This is a genomic window from Brevundimonas sp. NPDC007368 (assembly GCF_042869015.1).
Classification (GTDB): Bacteria; Pseudomonadota; Alphaproteobacteria; order Caulobacterales; family Caulobacteraceae; genus Brevundimonas.
In genome coordinates this window covers 415,792-430,580 of record NZ_JBIAFA010000005.1, presented here as the reverse complement: position 1 = coordinate 430,580, position 14,789 = coordinate 415,792, and the positions used below count along the sequence as shown (strand labels likewise).

Annotated in this window: 18 protein-coding genes; 11 read left to right on the top strand and 7 right to left on the bottom strand. The window is 66.8% G+C overall.

The window, feature by feature from the left end:
- Nucleotides 1–115: 115 nt before the first annotated feature.
- Both ACFYLW_RS13430 and ACFYLW_RS13425 read right to left on the bottom strand, forming a co-directional pair.
- Nucleotides 116–946, bottom strand: a complete 831-nt coding sequence (locus tag ACFYLW_RS13430) for a DUF3298 domain-containing protein (RefSeq protein WP_312063711.1) — start codon at nucleotides 944–946, stop codon at nucleotides 116–118.
- 20 nt (nucleotides 947–966) lie between these two features.
- Nucleotides 967–1,986 carry a UbiA family prenyltransferase gene (locus ACFYLW_RS13425; protein ID WP_312063712.1) on the bottom strand — a complete coding sequence of 340 codons (1,020 nt, stop codon included), beginning with the start codon at nucleotides 1,984–1,986 and terminating at the stop codon, nucleotides 967–969.
- A 126-nt stretch (nucleotides 1,987–2,112) separates the two neighbouring features.
- Between ACFYLW_RS13425 and ACFYLW_RS13420 the strand changes: the two genes are divergently transcribed.
- Nucleotides 2,113–2,328, top strand: coding sequence for a DUF4287 domain-containing protein (locus ACFYLW_RS13420; RefSeq protein ID WP_312063714.1), 216 nt, complete (start codon nucleotides 2,113–2,115; stop codon nucleotides 2,326–2,328).
- A gap of 213 nt (nucleotides 2,329–2,541) precedes the next feature.
- Here ACFYLW_RS13420 and ACFYLW_RS13415 read toward each other — a convergent pair whose 3' ends face one another.
- Nucleotides 2,542–3,198: a hypothetical protein gene (locus tag ACFYLW_RS13415; RefSeq protein ID WP_312063715.1), complete on the bottom strand. Its 657-nt coding sequence runs from the start codon at nucleotides 3,196–3,198 to the stop codon at nucleotides 2,542–2,544.
- 714 nt (nucleotides 3,199–3,912) lie between these two features.
- On the opposite strand from ACFYLW_RS13415, the gene ACFYLW_RS13410 reads away from it, so the two are divergent.
- On the top strand, nucleotides 3,913–4,557 hold the full coding sequence (locus ACFYLW_RS13410; RefSeq protein ID WP_312063717.1) for a hypothetical protein: 645 nt from the start codon (nucleotides 3,913–3,915) through the stop codon (nucleotides 4,555–4,557).
- Between the two features lie 10 nt (nucleotides 4,558–4,567).
- On the opposite strand, the gene ppk2 is transcribed toward ACFYLW_RS13410, so the two are convergent.
- Nucleotides 4,568–5,311, bottom strand: coding sequence for a polyphosphate kinase 2 (gene ppk2 / locus ACFYLW_RS13405; RefSeq protein WP_312063752.1), 744 nt, complete (start codon nucleotides 5,309–5,311; stop codon nucleotides 4,568–4,570).
- A 307-nt stretch (nucleotides 5,312–5,618) separates the two neighbouring features.
- On the opposite strand from ppk2, the gene ACFYLW_RS13400 reads away from it, so the two are divergent.
- Nucleotides 5,619–5,822 carry a cold-shock protein gene (locus ACFYLW_RS13400; RefSeq protein WP_292083547.1) on the top strand — a complete coding sequence of 68 codons (204 nt, stop codon included), beginning with the start codon at nucleotides 5,619–5,621 and terminating at the stop codon, nucleotides 5,820–5,822.
- Nucleotides 5,823–5,985: 163 nt separating this feature from the next.
- Here the strand turns inward: ACFYLW_RS13400 and gluQRS are convergent, their stop codons facing one another.
- Together gluQRS and ACFYLW_RS13390 are read right to left on the bottom strand one after the other, a co-directional pair.
- Nucleotides 5,986–6,834: a tRNA glutamyl-Q(34) synthetase GluQRS gene (gluQRS, locus tag ACFYLW_RS13395; RefSeq protein WP_312063719.1), complete on the bottom strand. Its 849-nt coding sequence runs from the start codon at nucleotides 6,832–6,834 to the stop codon at nucleotides 5,986–5,988.
- Between the two features lie 7 nt (nucleotides 6,835–6,841).
- Entirely contained in the window at nucleotides 6,842–7,975 is a 1,134-nt protein-coding gene (locus ACFYLW_RS13390; protein ID WP_312063721.1) for a JmjC domain-containing protein, read from the bottom strand.
- A 48-nt stretch (nucleotides 7,976–8,023) separates the two neighbouring features.
- On the opposite strand from ACFYLW_RS13390, the gene ACFYLW_RS13385 reads away from it, so the two are divergent.
- From ACFYLW_RS13385 to ACFYLW_RS13365, 5 genes are all read left to right on the top strand, one after another.
- Nucleotides 8,024–8,680, top strand: a complete 657-nt coding sequence (locus ACFYLW_RS13385) for a DNA-3-methyladenine glycosylase (RefSeq protein ID WP_312063723.1) — start codon at nucleotides 8,024–8,026, stop codon at nucleotides 8,678–8,680.
- On the top strand, nucleotides 8,677–9,327 hold the full coding sequence (locus ACFYLW_RS13380; protein ID WP_312063724.1) for a trimeric intracellular cation channel family protein: 651 nt from the start codon (nucleotides 8,677–8,679) through the stop codon (nucleotides 9,325–9,327). Before ACFYLW_RS13385 ends, ACFYLW_RS13380 begins: the two co-directional genes overlap by 4 nt.
- 10 nt (nucleotides 9,328–9,337) lie before the next feature.
- Nucleotides 9,338–9,736 carry an ASCH domain-containing protein gene (locus ACFYLW_RS13375; protein ID WP_312063725.1) on the top strand — a complete coding sequence of 133 codons (399 nt, stop codon included), beginning with the start codon at nucleotides 9,338–9,340 and terminating at the stop codon, nucleotides 9,734–9,736.
- Between the two features lie 136 nt (nucleotides 9,737–9,872).
- Nucleotides 9,873–10,448: an HNH endonuclease gene (locus ACFYLW_RS13370; RefSeq protein WP_312063753.1), complete on the top strand. Its 576-nt coding sequence runs from the start codon at nucleotides 9,873–9,875 to the stop codon at nucleotides 10,446–10,448.
- A 204-nt stretch (nucleotides 10,449–10,652) separates the two neighbouring features.
- A complete protein-coding gene (locus ACFYLW_RS13365) occupies nucleotides 10,653–11,420 on the top strand; it encodes an IclR family transcriptional regulator (RefSeq protein ID WP_312063727.1) in 768 nt (255 codons plus the stop codon).
- 4 nt (nucleotides 11,421–11,424) lie between these two features.
- Here the strand turns inward: ACFYLW_RS13365 and ACFYLW_RS13360 are convergent, their stop codons facing one another.
- Nucleotides 11,425–12,612 (bottom strand): FAD-dependent oxidoreductase, encoded by a 1,188-nt coding sequence (locus tag ACFYLW_RS13360; protein WP_312063728.1) that lies wholly within the window; start codon nucleotides 12,610–12,612, stop codon nucleotides 11,425–11,427.
- Nucleotides 12,613–12,735: 123 nt separating this feature from the next.
- Here ACFYLW_RS13360 and ACFYLW_RS13355 point away from each other — a divergent pair, with 123 nt between their 5' ends.
- From ACFYLW_RS13355 to ACFYLW_RS13345, 3 genes are read left to right on the top strand one after another with little or no spacing between them, the layout of a single operon-like run.
- Complete coding sequence (locus ACFYLW_RS13355) at nucleotides 12,736–13,986, top strand: aromatic ring-hydroxylating dioxygenase subunit alpha (protein WP_312063730.1); 1,251 nt, start codon at nucleotides 12,736–12,738, stop codon at nucleotides 13,984–13,986.
- Between the two features lie 8 nt (nucleotides 13,987–13,994).
- Nucleotides 13,995–14,462 carry a nuclear transport factor 2 family protein gene (locus ACFYLW_RS13350; protein ID WP_312063732.1) on the top strand — a complete coding sequence of 156 codons (468 nt, stop codon included), beginning with the start codon at nucleotides 13,995–13,997 and terminating at the stop codon, nucleotides 14,460–14,462.
- A complete protein-coding gene (locus ACFYLW_RS13345) occupies nucleotides 14,459–14,788 on the top strand; it encodes a non-heme iron oxygenase ferredoxin subunit (RefSeq protein WP_207826588.1) in 330 nt (109 codons plus the stop codon). The genes ACFYLW_RS13350 and ACFYLW_RS13345 overlap by 4 nt, the downstream gene beginning before the upstream one ends.
- Nucleotide 14,789: the final 1 nt, after the last annotated feature.

Genomic DNA, 14,789 nt, shown 5'->3' with positions numbered 1-14,789 from the left:
GATGAGCGCCGCCAGCTGTGATCGGTTACGCTTGTAGCCAAAGCACTGGGTCCCCGCCTCCGCGGGGATGAGCGGATGAGAGGGGCGCGCCCGAATTCGGCGCGCCGCCAGCCTCTTACTTCGGGCGCAGGTCGTTGGTGACGTCGCCGGTCTTCAGCGGCTTGCCGCCGAACTCCGACGCATAGGCCGGGGCCAGCAGGGTCTGGAAGGTCGAGGCGGGCAGGGTCAGGTAGTAGGCGCCTTCGACGTAGGGGCCGACCGCATAGGCGTCGAGCAGGAAGGTCAGGCCGCCAGCCTTGCCCGGCGCATCGCCGGGAGCGAGGACGATGGCCACGTCCTTCAGCCTGGGGCAGGACCAGGTGTCGCCGCCGACCTTGACCGGGGTGGCGCCGGGGCGGGCTTTCTTGGCGGTGTTGACGGCGTCGCACAGGGCGCGTTCCAGCGACGCCGTGTCGGCGCCCTTGGCGAAGAGGTCGGCGGGGGTGATGCGGCGCTTCTCGGTCTTGTCCCACAGCAGGGCGGTGGCCACCGTGTTCGGGTGGGCGCCGCCCGAATAGTCGAAGTCGGTGCGCATGGCGCTGAACAGGCGGCCGGTCTGAACCGGATCGCCATAGACGATGGTCTTCTCATAAGGCCCCATGGCGCTCTCGCCGCCGGCCTCGGTGCGGTCGGCCTGGGCGCCCTCGGCGTACTTGGCCAGGTCGGCGACCTCCTGACGATAGAGGCTGGCGTAGAGCTCGGGCTGGGTCTTGATGGCCTCGGGCAGGGTCAGGCTGGTCTTGGCGTAGGGCGTCGCGCTCTCGTACTTCAGCGGGCCGTCGGCGGCGACGGCGGTCGCGGCCTTGGACGCCTCGGGCGCCTTCTGCTCGTTGCGCTGGCAGGCGGCGAGCGAGGCCGCGACGGCGACGGTGAGGAGAAGAATGCGAGCGGAACGCGAGGGGATCATGCCGGACTCCTAGGGAGAGATCAGAAAGCTAGGCCGTTGAACGCGATGGCGGCCAGAAGGATCAACCCCGCCTCGCGATTTGATTTGAACAGGCGCAGGGCCAGGACGCCGTCCTCGGGTTTCAGCGTCTTGACCTGCCAGGCCAGATGCAGGGCGTAGGCGGCCAGACCGACATAGAAGATTGGGCCGAGGTTTGCGGCGAAACCGGCCGCCCCCGCCAGCAGGACGGCCAGGACGTAGAAGACGGCCACGCCCGGCCTGACCTGCGCGCCCAGCCGACGGGCCGAGGACTTGATGCCGGCCATGGCGTCGTCCTCGATGTCCTGCAGCGCGTAGATGGTGTCGTAGCCGAGGGTCCAGAACAGACCGCCCGCATAGAGCAGCAAGGCAGACAGGGCGACATGACCCATCCGGTTCAGGCTCTCGGCCATCCAGTAGGCGTCGCCGCTGGCGCGGACCTCCAGCACATAGAGCCAGCCGAGCGAGAACAGGCCGCCGGTCGCCGCGGCGAAGCCCAGCAGGGCGCCCCAGTTGAAGGTCAGGCCCAGCCAGGCCTGGGGCCACCAGGTGATGCGCTTCATGAAGGGGTAGGCCGCCACCAGACCCAGAGACAGGGCGCCGAGCAGGACGGATGTCAGGTTCATCGTCAGCAGGATGCACAGGCTGATCAGGCTGAGGCCCGCGACGAAGGCCCAGGCCTGTTTGACGCTGATCTGACCGGCCGGAATGGGGCGCAGGGCGGTGCGGGCGACCTGGGCGTCGAAGTCGCGGTCGACGATGTCGTTCACCGCGCAGCCGGCGCCGCGCATCAGGCAGGCCCCGATGGCGAAGCCGACGATCAGCCACAGCTCATAGCCGCCGAAGGGCCGGTCGTACTGGTTCAGCGCCAGCATGATGCCCTGCCAGCCCGGCAGCAGCAGCAGCCAGGTGCCGATGGGGCGGTCGAAGCGGCCCAGCTTCAGCCACGGCTTCAGCCCCTCGGGGGCGTAGCGGTCCACCCAGTTCTGGCGGGCGGCGTCGGGAAGCGGGGCTGTGCTCATGCAGGGGTCTTAGACCCTGAGGCGGGCGCGGGTGAAGGGGCTGTGTCCGACCGGCGTCATGCGAGGGGCATTGCGGAGCGCCGCCGTCGCGCGTTTAGTGGCGCTTCAAACTGGAGGGAGCCGCCGATGACTGACGCGCCGATCAAGGGCCCTGCGTCCTATTTCCCCTCCATCGAGAAGAAGTACGGGCGGCCCATCGCCGAGTGGAAGGCCGAGGTCCGCGCCCGCTATCCCGCCAAGCACATGGAGCTGGTGACCCTGCTCAAGGACGAGCACGACATGGGCCACGGCCACGCCAACGCCATCGTGGCGCACACCCTGGCGGAAGACGGGCTGAGATAGACGAGGCGGCCTAGGCAGAAGTCTGGAAACGGGCAGGGACTTGAGGTCTGCTCGCGACCCGTTGCGGACCTTCATCGGCGGCCTCAGCCAACCCTATAAAGAGCGACTGAATAGGGCTCCGCGGCTCTTGGTGCGCAATCTGTCCGCATGTCGGCTTGCAACTTCAAACAGCGCTCGAGCAGATGAGCCTCAGCGCCCGAGCGCGATCTCACGCTATCTTGCTTCTAAGCGACGCGCGACCACCTCCCGCATGATCCGGGCAAGGTGATCATTCCAAACATCGATCCGAGTTTCTGAACGCCCAACAGCATACAAGCGAACTTCCTGCTCGCCATTATACCAACTCAACGCCGTGGTTCGCTCGCCGTCACCGCCGATATAGTATCTGGCGAGAGCCTTTCCAGGACCGAAGTCAGCATTAACGGCTGAATCGGGAATTCTGACACGCACAGTTTGGGTAAGTGGTTGGCGGTAGTCGTTTTCCTGTATGTCGAGGACATAATCCCCGCATTTTGAAACAACTCTATACCCATTTAAGCGTCCATCCGACCGAGCCACGCCCGAGGCTCCCTCTATAATCGTAGAGCAACCTTCCCTATTGAGTATTTGTGCAGAAGCAGCCGCTATAAATGTTTCTGGCGCGATCTGCCGAGCAGATTCCGCTTGCGCCGCCATGCTGTCCACATAAGCCTTGGCTGACGGGAGGTTGCGGTTAAGCGGGTTCGCTGGATCTCCTGTACGACGGCTCTCGATCTCTTGACTTTGATCCGCACGAGCGAACTTTTCTGATCGCTGCAGTTGATACGCGGACACAAGTTCCGTCGACTGCAACTGCGCAACAATTATTCCGACCACAGACCACAACAACATTCTCACCACTCCGAAAGATTGCAGTCAATTGCTTGTGTTACGAAGCATGGAGTGTAACTGGACGCCCCTATATCCACGTAACCCCACCCCTCGGCACTGCACACCAAATCGATATAATCATAGAGTTCATGGTCTGGGCCGACGCCAGAGGTCACGTAATGCTCGCCATCGACAGTCCAGCCTGAACTTCCGCAAAACTGGCACCCCGCGTATGATCTCCATGTCTTGCGCCAAGAATCGACAAATATTCGACTGGTGTCGCTCGCACCAAAAGTATGGACGGACTGAGTCTCCATTTGGACTTTATTGAAAGCGCCGATCAGCGTTGATCCCATCCAGGTCACGCTTTCATTGAACCCGCCACAGTTAGCACGGGAGAGTCCGGTAAGATTGAACGGGCCCGCAAGAGCAAACGTGGGAATACACCACGCTGCACACACCATTAAGCCAAATCGACCCATTGCCTCCCCCGTTGTTAATGCGAGTCGTTTGCATCTGAATAGCTCAGCATAACGCCGCAATCCAGCGCTCTTTCGGCGAAAATCGTCTTCCCTGACGCTCGGACTTAGGTCGAACCTTGGGTTCGGTCCGGTCCCGTGCCGGACTGTCCCGGCCGCCGGGCTTCCGCGCGTCTGCTTTCCGAGGCCGGATGGACGACGGCGTGGTACGACGGCGCGTCGCTGAAGCTTGTCGGCGGCCGATCGGAGGCTGTTCATGACGTTTCGTCCGCGCGGGGGCCGTCCGCCCATCATCCTGTATCTGACCTGGCTGATCCTGATCGGGGCGGCGGTGGGCGGGTTTCTGAGCGAGGCGTTCAGCATCACCTTCGTCGCGGCGGGGACCTTGCTGCTGTCGCTGGTTCCGGTCTGGGTGGGCGAGAAGGTGGGAGTGACCCTGCCGACCGCTTTCGTCAGCGCCATCGCCGCCTTCCTGTGCGCCACGCTGCTGCTGGGCGAGGTCGGGGACTTCTATGAGCGCTACTGGTGGTGGGACGTGGTGCTGCACGGCGGGTCGGCGGTGGCCTTTGGTTTGGTCGGGTCCTTGCTGATGCTGATGCTGGTCAAGGGGAACCGGCTAACGGCGGCGCCCTTCACCGTGGCCTTCTTCGCCTTCTGCTTCGCCGTCATGATCGGCGCGGTGTGGGAGATCTGGGAGTTCACCCTGGATCAGTTGTTCGGCCTGAACACCCAGAAGTCCGGCCTGGTCGACACCATGTGGGACCTGATCGTGGACGCGGTCGGCGCCCTGATCGGCGCGGGCGCGGGCTGGGCCTATCTCAAGGGACGTCAGAACGGGCCGCTGACCCAGGCCATCCACGCCTTTGTCGACAAGAACCGCCGCCTGTTCGGCGACGACTGAGGCGTCAGGGCTACTTGGCCAGTCGCCCCTTGGCCTTGTCGGCGGGGAAGACGATGTCGGGATCGGGCTTGCCGGCCTCCAGTCCCGGGCAGTTCAGCTGGTGCAAGACGTGGCGGATGATGTTGAGCCGCGCCTTCTTCTTGTTGTCGGTGGCCACCACGGTCCACGGCGCATAGTCGAAATGGGTGCGTTCCAGCATCTGGTCGCGGGCGGCCGAATAGTCGGCCCAGCGCTTCTGGGCCTCGGCGTCCAGCGGCGAGACCTTGAAGCGTTTCAGCGGGTGGGTGGTGCGTTCTTCCAGCCGCCGGTCCTGCTCCTCGCGGCTGATGTCCAGCCACAGCTTGATCAGGGTCGTGCCCGACTGGGTCAGCATCCGCTCGAAATGCGGGGCGTCGTGCAGAAAGCGATCATGCTGGGCGGGGGTGCAGAAGCCCATGACCGCCTCGACGCCCGCGCGGTTGTACCAGGAGCGGTTGAAGAAGACGGTTTCCCCGGCGGCGGGCAGATGGGCGGCGTAGCGCTGGAAATACCACTGGGTCAGTTCGCGGTCGTTGGGCTTGGGCAGGGCGACGACGCGGGTCTGGCGCGGGGCCATGAACTCGGTCATGCGCTTGATGGCCCCGTCCTTGCCGGCGGCGTCGCGGCCCTCGAAGACGATCACCACCTTGAGCCCCTGTTCGATGGCCCAGGCCTGGGTCTCGACCAGCTGAATCTGCAGGGCTTCCAGGGTGTCTTCGTAGTTGTCCTTGGCCATGGTGGTCAGTCCTGTGCCGCGCGATGAACGGACCTTGCGACCATTTGAGGCCCGGCGCCAGCCCGCGCTGAGGATGGCCCACATCGGGTGACTCGCGTTCGGCGTTTACCAATCCCTCGCATTGGGGCGTTCGCTTTACAGTTGACGTGCTGTGGATAGTCGGGTGACAACATCGCCGCAGTCCGGATTTCACGTGGGGTCCAAACCCGCGTCTCGCTCCTTCGCCTGAACGAGCTTGTCCAGATGGGCTGACGGATTCTCCTGCATGGAAATCCGCCTGGCAAAGCGCGTTTACGGAGACGCAGATATGGCGACCGGCACGGTCAAGTGGTTCAACCCCACCAAGGGCTACGGCTTCATCCAGCCCGACAACGGCGGTTCGGACGTTTTCGTCCACATCACCGCTGTTCAGAAGGCTGGCCTGCAAGGCCTCGATGAAAACGCCAAGGTCGAGTACGAGCTGGAAAACCAGCGTGGCAAGACCTCGGCTGTGGACCTCAAGGTTCTCTAAGGCCGACGAACCCGAAACGGGTTCAGACGATTGAAGGGCGCGGGACCGAAGGGTTCCGCGCCTTTCTTTCTTGGGTGAAGAGAAGGGCGCTAACGCGCGGCTCGCGGAGCCGCGCTGCTTGAGCGCAGAAGAAAAGCGGTCCTTCTGAAAGGCCGAGCGCGCCCTAGAACCCCAGCTCCGCCCGTAGGGCCTCGGGCGTCAGGCCGCCGGCGCGCAGTTCGGCCAGGGTCACCGACTGGTCGCGCTTGGCGTAGCGGCGGCCGTCGGGGCCGGTCAGCAGGCGGTGGTGGCGATAGACGGGAGCGGGCCAGCCCATCAGGGTCTGGATCAGGCGCTGGATATGGGTGGCCTCGAACAGGTCCTGACCGCGAACGACATGGGTGACGCCTTGCAGGGCGTCGTCGTGGGTGACGGCCAGATGATAGGCGGTCCCGGCGTCCTTGCGCGCCAGCACCACGTCGCCCGCCGTCTCGGGGCGCGCACGAATGACGCCGGTTTCACCGTCCGGGCCTTCGCCCTCCTCGACAAAGGACAGCGCATTCCAGGCCTCGTCGCCGAGCGCCTCGCGCGCCCGATCCAGCGACAGCCGCCAGGCGTAGGGGCGGCCTTCGGCAAGCAGACGGGCTTCATCGTCGGGCGCGTGCGGGCCGGGGCGGACGGCCTCGGCCGGGCCGTGCGGCGCGTCGCCGATGGCGTCGAGGATCTCCTTGCGGGTGCGGAAGCAGCGGTACAGCAGGCCGCGCGCGTTCAGGGCGTCGATGACGGCGGCGTAGTCGGCAAGATGCTCGGACTGACGCCGCACCGGCGTCTCCCAGTCGAGACCCAGCCAGGCCAGGTCCTCGAAGATGGCCGTCTCGAACTCCGGTTTGCACCGCGTCGGGTCGATGTCCTCGATGCGCAGAACGAAGCGACCGCCCGTCGCCTTGGCCGCGCTCCAGGCGGTCAGGGCCGAAAAGGCGTGGCCCTTATGCAGACGGCCGGTGGGTGATGGGGCGAAGCGGGTGGCGAACATCGGCCGATCAGAAGCGCTTGAGCGCCCCGGCCTTTTCCGCCTGATCAACGGCGGCGCGAATATCGGCCTCGGCCACGAAGTCGAACTGGGCGATCAACTCCTCGATGGCGAAGTCCGGCTGGGACAGGGCCCAGCGCATGGCGTGGGCCGCAGGGCCGGTGACGGCGGGGCCGAGCAACCCGGTCGGGCGATAGGCGGTGAGCGTCAACGGCTGGGGCAGGGCGAAGCGGGCCGGGCGGGGGACCAGTTTTTCCTGCGTCATCGCCACCTCGTCGCGGAAGGCGGGCAGGGCGATCAGGCGGGCCAGGCGCTGGCCGAGATCGGCGAGGTGGTCCTGCAGGGCCTGACCGCCGTCTTGACCGGCCGGCGGCATGAAGGCGCGGAAGGCCGGGTCCTGCATGGCGATCCGATCCAGCAGGGAGAAGAGGATCCGTCCATAAAGCGGCGTGACCGAGAAGGTGACGTGCAGGGAGGCGCCGTCCTGGGCCAGGGCGTCGTGATACCAGCCGCGCGGCAGGTAGAGGACGTCGCCGGGGCGCATCCGCACCTCGGCCATCAGCCGGCCGCGGCTCTGCTCCAGCCAGCGGCGGGTATCGGGCGTGTCAGGGGGGAAGTCGACGGGGTTCTCGGCCCGGTTCTCATACAGGCGCCAGACCTTCTCGCCCTCGACCTGCAGGGCGAAGACATCGTGCAGATCATAGTGGGTTCCGAACGCCTGAACGCCCTTGAACGAGCAGTAGAGGTTGACCCCGATGGCGGCGGCGAAGGCGCGGCCCAGCATGGCCGAGGCGTCGGCCATGCGCGGAGTCAGTTCCTGCGCGTCCCCGGCGACGAGGCTGGCCCCGGTGGCCAGGAAGACGGCCACCTTGGCCGGGTCGGGACGCATCGCCGAGCCGGACTGAGTCTGCACCGGACGGCAATACTGGTCCGGCGTCACGGCGACCGTGTCGCGCACCAGCTTCAGGCTCTGGGCGGTCCAGATCGACGACTGGTTCAACAGGGCGTTGAAACCGTCCCAGTCCAGCAGGGTCCGCTTGGCTGCGCCTTCCCCGGCGGGAATGTGCAGCGGTTTCCGGCCGTGAAACTCGGCGAAGAAACGATCGGGGGTGATCGGGTTAAGAAGTTCGTCCAGACTGTGCATCGGCCGCGACGCTAGAGCGGCGCCGTTCCCCTGTCGATACGGACCCTCATGGCCACAGCTCCCTCCGCATCCTCCATCGCCGCCGCCCGAGAGGCCCTGGCCGCCGCTGATCCGGCGCTGGCGCGGGCGCACGCCTCGACGCCGGTGTTTGAGTGGCGGCTGCGGCCCGGCGGCTATGAGGGGCTGTTCCGCATGATCGTGGAGCAGCAGGTCTCGGTCGCCGCCGCCGCCTCGATCTGGAAGCGGACGGTCGAGGGGCTGGGCGGCGTGGTGTCGCCGGAGGCCGTGCTGGCGCTGGACGTCGAGACCCTGCGCACCTTCGGCCTGTCGGGGCAGAAGGCGAAGTACGGCCACGAGATTGCATTGGCCCACACCGAAGGTCGCATCGACTTCGACCACCTGGAGCGGCTGGACGACGTGGAAGCCATCGCGGCGCTGGTGGCCATCAAGGGGGTGGGCAGGTGGACGGCCGAGACCTTCCTGATGTTCTGTGAAGGACGTCTCGACGTCTTTCCCGGCGGCGACGTGGCCCTGCAGGAGGCGATGCGTTGGGCCGATGCGGGCGAGGCGCGGCCGAATGAGAAACAGGCCTATGCCCGGGCCGAAATCTGGCGGCCGCATCGCGGGGTGGCGGCGCATCTGCTCTGGGGATGGTATGGAGGAGTCAAGCGCGGCGATATCGCGCTGGAGGACTTGAAGACTTGAATCCGCTGACCGACGCCGACCTGACCCGGCCCGAGACCGTCCTGCCGCTGCTGGATTTTGCGGGGGTGGCCGTCTTCGCGGCGACGGGCGCCCTGGCCGCCGCGCGCGAGAAGCACGACCTGGTGACCTTCGCCTTCTTCGGGGCCATCACCGGAGTCGGGGGCGGGACGCTGCGCGATCTGCTGATCGGGGCGCCGGTCTTCTGGGTCCAGGACTGGCGCTACATCGCCGTCTGCCTGCTGGCGGCGGCGGCCTTCTGGATGCTGGGGGCGCGGACCTGGCGCTTCCGGGCCCTGCTGTGGCTGGATGCCGTGGGTCTGGCGGCCTATGGCGTCATGGGGGCGGCCAAGGCGGCCTCCTATGGCGTGGCGCCTCTGATCTGCGTCGTCATGGGGGTGCTGACGGCCTGTTTCGGCGGGGTGGTGCGTGACGTCCTGGCGGGCCAGCCGTCGATCCTGCTGCGGCGCGAGCTGAACATCACCGCCGCGCTTCTGTCGGCGGGCCTGTTCGTCAGCCTGAAGGCCGTGAGCGTGCCGACCTGGCCGGCGGTGGGGGTGGCGGTCCTGGCGGGCTTCGCCCTGCGCGCCGGCGCCCTGAAGTGGGGGTGGAGCCTGCCGGCCTTCCCCAGCGCCCCAACCCGAAACTGAGGACTGAGCCATGACCGAGGTTCCCGCCGTCTATCGCGACGCGCCGCGCTGGCCGTTCGGCGACAGCCCTGAACTGGCCGACGAACTGCTGGCCCTGGTGCTGACGGGCGGCAAGAAGGCCACCTGTTCGTCGCTGGCGGCGTGCGAGGCCGACATCATGCCGACGGTGGGCGAGATCAGCGTCATTCTCGACGGCGCCGGCGTTCCGCGCTGCGCCATCCGCACCACCGAGGTCGAGATCATGCCCTTCGAGCAGGTCAGCGAGGACTTCGCCCGCGCCGAGGGAGAGGGCGACCTGACCTATGAATGGTGGCGCGGCGCGCACGAGGCCTATTACCGCCGCGAAGGCACCTGGGCGCCGGGCATGAAGGTGGTCTGCGAGCGCTTCGAACTGGTCGAGGTCTTCTGAGGCGGCGTCACGAAAACGCTGCATCTCGGTCATGGCGATGAGGGAGAATCGGGCGTAGGCTCAGGTCGTCAGACTAGGGAAGGAGACGTGTCCTCACTCCTGTCGCCTCGGTATCCCCCCGTATGAGCGGGAGGGCCTGATGCAGGTCCTGACCCGCCCCCCGTCCGGCTTTCCGGCCCTGGTGCTGAACGCCGATTTTCGTCCTCTGTCCTATTATCCCCTGTCGATCTGGCCCTGGGAAGAAGTGGTCAAGGCCGTCTGGCAGGAGCGCGTCGATGTGGTCGCCACCTATGACAAGATGGTGCGCAGCCCGTCGATGGAGATGCAGCTGCCCAGCGTCATCTCGCTGAAGTCCTATGTCGATCAGGACCGCAAGCCCGCCTTCACCCGCTTCAACGTCTTCCTGCGCGACGGTTTCGCCTGCCAGTATTGCGGCGAGAGCGGCCTGGCCCAGGACCTGACCTTCGACCACGTCATCCCCCGCTCGCGCGGCGGCCGCACCACCTGGCAGAACATCGTCGCCGCCTGCGGCCCCTGCAACCTGAGGAAGGGCGGACGCACGCCCCAGCAGGCCGGCATGCCCCTGCTGCGCCGCACCGCCCATCAGCCGAACTCGTGGGAACTTCAGGAAGCCGGTCGCCGCTTCCCGCCCCACTACCTGCACCAGAGCTGGCTGGACTACCTCTACTGGGACATCGAGCTGGAGCCCTAGGGCGGCGTCCGTCGTCACACGAGCGGCTGGATGTCGGGCGCTCCGTGAAGATGCTCTGCTTGCGCCGTTCCGCGGGAGTCCTTGGCGGCGCCTAGCGGCGGCGCATGCCGACAAGTCTTGCGGGCAAGGCGGCGAACTGGAAAGGAATGGGTTGCGCGGTCGCGAAAAGCTGTACCTTGGCGTTCGTATTGGGGTGGTGACACGATGAGCGAGACAGGCGACCGGCGGCAGGGCATTCAGTCCGTGGGCATCGGGCTGCGCGTGCTGGACGTCCTGGCGTCGCTGAACGGGGCGGCGGCGCTGGGCGCGATCGCCCAGGCGTCGGACCTGTCGGCGTCGCAGGCGCACCGGTATCTGGCCAGTCTGATTGCGGCGGGCATGGCGCGGCAGGATGCGGCGACCGGGCGCTATGAGCTGGGGCCGGGGGCGCTGCGTCTGGGGTTGGCGGCGCTGTCGCGGATGGACAGTTTTCGCGAGGCGGCGATCGCCCTGACCGACTATGTGCGCGAGACGGGGCGCACGGTGCAGATGGGCGCCCTGGGGCCGTCCGGCCCCATCGTGGTGCGCTGGATCATGGGCACGCCCGCGATCTCGACCTCGCTGATGGTCGGCTCGCCCCTGCCATTGCTGAGTTCCGCCACGGGCCACGTTTTCCTGGCCTTCCGCCCCGAGGCGGCGACGCGGCAGATGGTCGAGCGCGAGACCCAGCCGCAGTTCCAGCCGGTCGATGTCGAGGGTCTGCGCGCCCGTGTGCAACGCGACGGCTACTCAGCGGTCCGGGGCGATCTGATCCCGGGGCTGCGCGCCACCGCCGTGCCGATCTTCGACCTGCAGGGGGAGGCGGTCTTCACCGCTACGGTGTTGGCCACTGATGTGTTCAAGACCGAGTACGACGATCAGGCGCGCGAGCGCCTGATCGAAGTGTGCGACCAGATCACCTTGGCGACGGGCGGGGTGCGCCCGTCGATCTGACGGCTCAGGCGGCCGCCTTGCGCAGGTCGGTCGCCGGATCGCCGGCCGTTTCCGCGATCAAAGTCTTGCCCATCAGGCGGCGCGCCGTGGCGAAGTCGCGGGGCTGATCCAGACAGACCGCGCCGACCAGCACGCCGTCGCGCAGATAGAGACGCACCGCCTCGCCCCGCGCCACGACGGCGTCGCCGGCCACCGGGTCGCCGAGAATCTGCAGGTTGTGGCCGCACTGGGCGGTCCAGAACCAGGGCGTGGGTTCGGCCTCGGCGGGTTGGCCCAGGATGGCGAGGGCGGCGGCGCGGGCCGAGGTCTGGGCGTGGGCCCAGGTCTCCATGCGGGCGGCGGCGCCGTCGCGGACGCGCGCGGCCAGATCACCGACGGCGAAGATGCGGTCGTCGGCGGGCGAACGGTAGTCGTCGCCGACCAGAACCCCGCCGGCGACGGGCAGGCCCGCGGTCTCCGCCATCCCGGTCGAGGGGATGATGCCGATGCCGACGACGATCAGGTCGGCCTCGATGGCTGAGCCGTCATCCAGCCGCGCCAGAACCGAGCCGTCGGCGGCGTCTTCCAATGATTGCAGCGACCGGCCCAGCTTCACCTCGACGCCGATGCGGGCGTGGGCGGCGGCCAGCCATTCGGCGGCCTCGGCCGGGACGTTGCGGCCCAGCAGACGCTGGCCCGCCTCGATCACCACGGCGCTCAGGCCCAGACCGCGCAGGGTCGAAGCCGCCTCCAGACCGATCACGCCGCCGCCGATCACCAGGGCGCGGGCGCCGGGTTTGGACGCCGCCGCGATGGCGCGGGCGTCGTCGGCGGTGCGCAGGTAACGGACGGCGGCATGGTCGGGCAGGGGCAGGCGGCGCACGCGACCGCCCATGGCCAGGACCAGTTTGTCGTAGGGTTCGACCGAACCGTCGGCCAGTCGAATCTGTCCCGCGTCACGATCGATGGTGACGGCCTCGGCGCCCAGTTTCAGAGCCACGTCCAGCTCGGCCCAACGTTCAACGGGCGCCAGCCAGACCGGATCGGCCTCGGCGCCCGACAGGTATTCCTTGGACAGGCTTGGACGTTCGTAGGGGGGGTGGGCCTCGTCGCCCACGACCAGGATCGATCCCGAAAAACCCAGCTCACGCAAGGCGATAGCGGTCGCGCCGCCGGCGTGTCCGGCGCCCAGGATGACGATGCGTTCAGCCATTTGTGATCTCCATTCGTCGTTGCACTAGATGCAACGCGTTTGACATAGATCAAAAACCACGACACCAATGCGGTCAACGGCGACATGAGATCGCCGCTTCGAATTCTTGTCCGGGAGCTTTCAGTGAACATCCCCGTACGCCCGCCGGAGGGCGAGAACAGCCGCGCATGGCCGGCCGACGTCGACGCCGCCGTGCCCTACTGGGTCTATACGGACCCCGCGATCTACGCCGAGGAACTGCAGAAGATCTGGTACGGGCCGCACTGGCTCTATGTCGGCCTGGAGTGCGAACTGACCGAGGTCGGCGACTGGAAGACGACGACCCTGGGCGAAAAGCCCTGCGTCATGGTCCGCTCGGGCGAGGACGAGATCTCGGTCGTCGAGAACCGCTGCGCCCACAAGGGCGTCAAGTTCTGCCAGACCCGCACCGGCCACTCCAAGGAGCTGATCTGCCCCTATCACCAGTGGTCCTATGCGCTGAACGGCGACCTGCAGGGCGTGCCCTTCCGCCGCGGCGTCAAGCGCCAGGGCGGCATGCCGTCGGACTTCGATCCCAAGGACCACAGCCTGAACAAGCTGCGCGTCGAGGTGGTCAACGGCGTGGTCTGGGCCACCTTCTCGGACGAGACGCCGCCCTTCTGCGAGTATCTCGGCGAGAAGTTCTGGAAGCACTACACCCGCGTCTATGACGGCCGGAAGCTGGAGGTGCTGGGCTACAACCGTCAGCACATCCCCGCCAACTGGAAGCAGATGCAGGAGAACATCAAGGACCCCTATCACGCGGGCCTTCTGCATGTGTTCTTCGCCACCTTCGGCCTGTTCCGCGCCGACCAGAAGTCCGCCGTCGACATCGACGACGAGGGCCGCCACGGCATCCTGATCTCGCGCAAGGGCGAGCAGGAAAAGACCGAGGCCATGGCCGACATCCGCAACTTCCAGGGCGATCTGGTGCTGGAAGACCCTCGCGTCATGGACGTGGTGCAGGAGTTCCCCGGCGAGGAAACCGTCGGGATGATCACCATCTTCCCCAGCGTGATCCTGCAACAGCAGGTCAACAGCCTGACCACGCGCCAGATCGTGCCCAAGGGCGTCGGTGGCTTTGACTTCCACTGGACCCACTGGTGCTACGCCGACGACACGCCGGAGATGCGCCTGCGCCGCACGCGTCAGGCCAACCTGTTCGGCCCGGCGGGCTTCGTCTCGGCCGACGACGGCGAGGTTCTGGAAATGACGCAGCAAGGCGCCGCCGGTTCGCCGGACGAGCACTTCATCCTGCAGATGGGCGGCCGCGAGATCGCACCGACGGATCACCAGGTCACGGAAACCGCCGTGCGCGGCATGTACCGCTACTGGCGCAAGGTGATGGGCCTGTGAGCGAGACCATGACTATTGCTCGTGACGAGATCCGCGACCTGTATGACGCCTATTACGGCGTGCTGGACGATGTCGATCTGCACGCCTGGCCCGACTTCTTCACCGAGGACTGCCTGTATCGGGTGATCCCGCGCGAGAACTACGAGGCCGGCTATACGCTCAGCACCATGCAGGCCGAGAGCCGGGGCATGCTGAAGGACCGGGTGACCGGCCTGACGCGGACCCAGATGTATGCGCCGCGATATTACCGTCGCTTTCCCACCGCGCCGCGCGTGGTCGAGCAGACCGAAGAGGGCGTGCGTTTACGCCACAACCTGCTGGTGGTGCAGACCCTGGTCGACAAGCAGTCGGACATCATCCTGTCCGCCGTCTGCCACGACCGCATCGTCCGCGACGGCGACCGCCTGCGCTTTGTCGAGCGTATCGTCGTCTTCGATTCCGAAATGATCCCCAACAGTCTGGTGTACCCCGCATGACCGAAGCCGCGACCCTGTCGTGGGTGGCGACCTTGCCGCCCTCGGCCCTCGAAGAGCACGGCGTGGCCAAGGCCAGCGCCAACGGCCTGAACGTCGCCCTCTATGTCGTGGACGGCGAGTATTTCGCCACCGCCGACCTGTGCACCCACGGCGCCGCCAGCCTGTCCGACGGCTTCCTGGACGGCGAGCTGATCGAGTGCCCGCTGCATCAGGGCACCTTCAATGTGAAGACCGGCGCGCCGGTCGATGCGCCTTGCTCGGTCGCCGTGCGCAGCTTCCCGGTCAAGCTGCAGGACGGCCTGCTGCACGTCGGCATGGAGGGCTGAG

What these genes read in the sequence shown, in the direction of transcription:
- ACFYLW_RS13385 (WP_312063723.1), top strand. Translation starts at nt 8,024, where the DNA reads ATGGCCACAGCTCCCTCCGCATCCTCCATCGCCGCCGCCCGAGAGGCC.
- ppk2 (WP_312063752.1), bottom strand. Translation starts at nt 5,311, where the DNA reads ATGGCCAAGGACAACTACGAAGACACCCTGGAAGCCCTGCAGATTCAG.
- ACFYLW_RS13360 (WP_312063728.1), bottom strand. Translation starts at nt 12,612, where the DNA reads ATGGCTGAACGCATCGTCATCCTGGGCGCCGGACACGCCGGCGGCGCG.
- ACFYLW_RS13425 (WP_312063712.1), bottom strand. Translation starts at nt 1,986, where the DNA reads ATGAGCACAGCCCCGCTTCCCGACGCCGCCCGCCAGAACTGGGTGGAC.
- ACFYLW_RS13415 (WP_312063715.1), bottom strand. Translation starts at nt 3,198, where the DNA reads ATGTTGTTGTGGTCTGTGGTCGGAATAATTGTTGCGCAGTTGCAGTCG.
- ACFYLW_RS13390 (WP_312063721.1), bottom strand. Translation starts at nt 7,975, where the DNA reads ATGCACAGTCTGGACGAACTTCTTAACCCGATCACCCCCGATCGTTTC.
- ACFYLW_RS13375 (WP_312063725.1), top strand. Translation starts at nt 9,338, where the DNA reads ATGACCGAGGTTCCCGCCGTCTATCGCGACGCGCCGCGCTGGCCGTTC.
- ACFYLW_RS13350 (WP_312063732.1), top strand. Translation starts at nt 13,995, where the DNA reads ATGACTATTGCTCGTGACGAGATCCGCGACCTGTATGACGCCTATTAC.
- ACFYLW_RS13430 (WP_312063711.1), bottom strand. Translation starts at nt 946, where the DNA reads ATGATCCCCTCGCGTTCCGCTCGCATTCTTCTCCTCACCGTCGCCGTC.
- ACFYLW_RS13410 (WP_312063717.1), top strand. Translation starts at nt 3,913, where the DNA reads ATGACGTTTCGTCCGCGCGGGGGCCGTCCGCCCATCATCCTGTATCTG.
- gluQRS (WP_312063719.1), bottom strand. Translation starts at nt 6,834, where the DNA reads ATGTTCGCCACCCGCTTCGCCCCATCACCCACCGGCCGTCTGCATAAG.
- ACFYLW_RS13400 (WP_292083547.1), top strand. Translation starts at nt 5,619, where the DNA reads ATGGCGACCGGCACGGTCAAGTGGTTCAACCCCACCAAGGGCTACGGC.
- ACFYLW_RS13345 (WP_207826588.1), top strand. Translation starts at nt 14,459, where the DNA reads ATGACCGAAGCCGCGACCCTGTCGTGGGTGGCGACCTTGCCGCCCTCG.
- ACFYLW_RS13365 (WP_312063727.1), top strand. Translation starts at nt 10,653, where the DNA reads ATGAGCGAGACAGGCGACCGGCGGCAGGGCATTCAGTCCGTGGGCATC.
- ACFYLW_RS13420 (WP_312063714.1), top strand. Translation starts at nt 2,113, where the DNA reads ATGACTGACGCGCCGATCAAGGGCCCTGCGTCCTATTTCCCCTCCATC.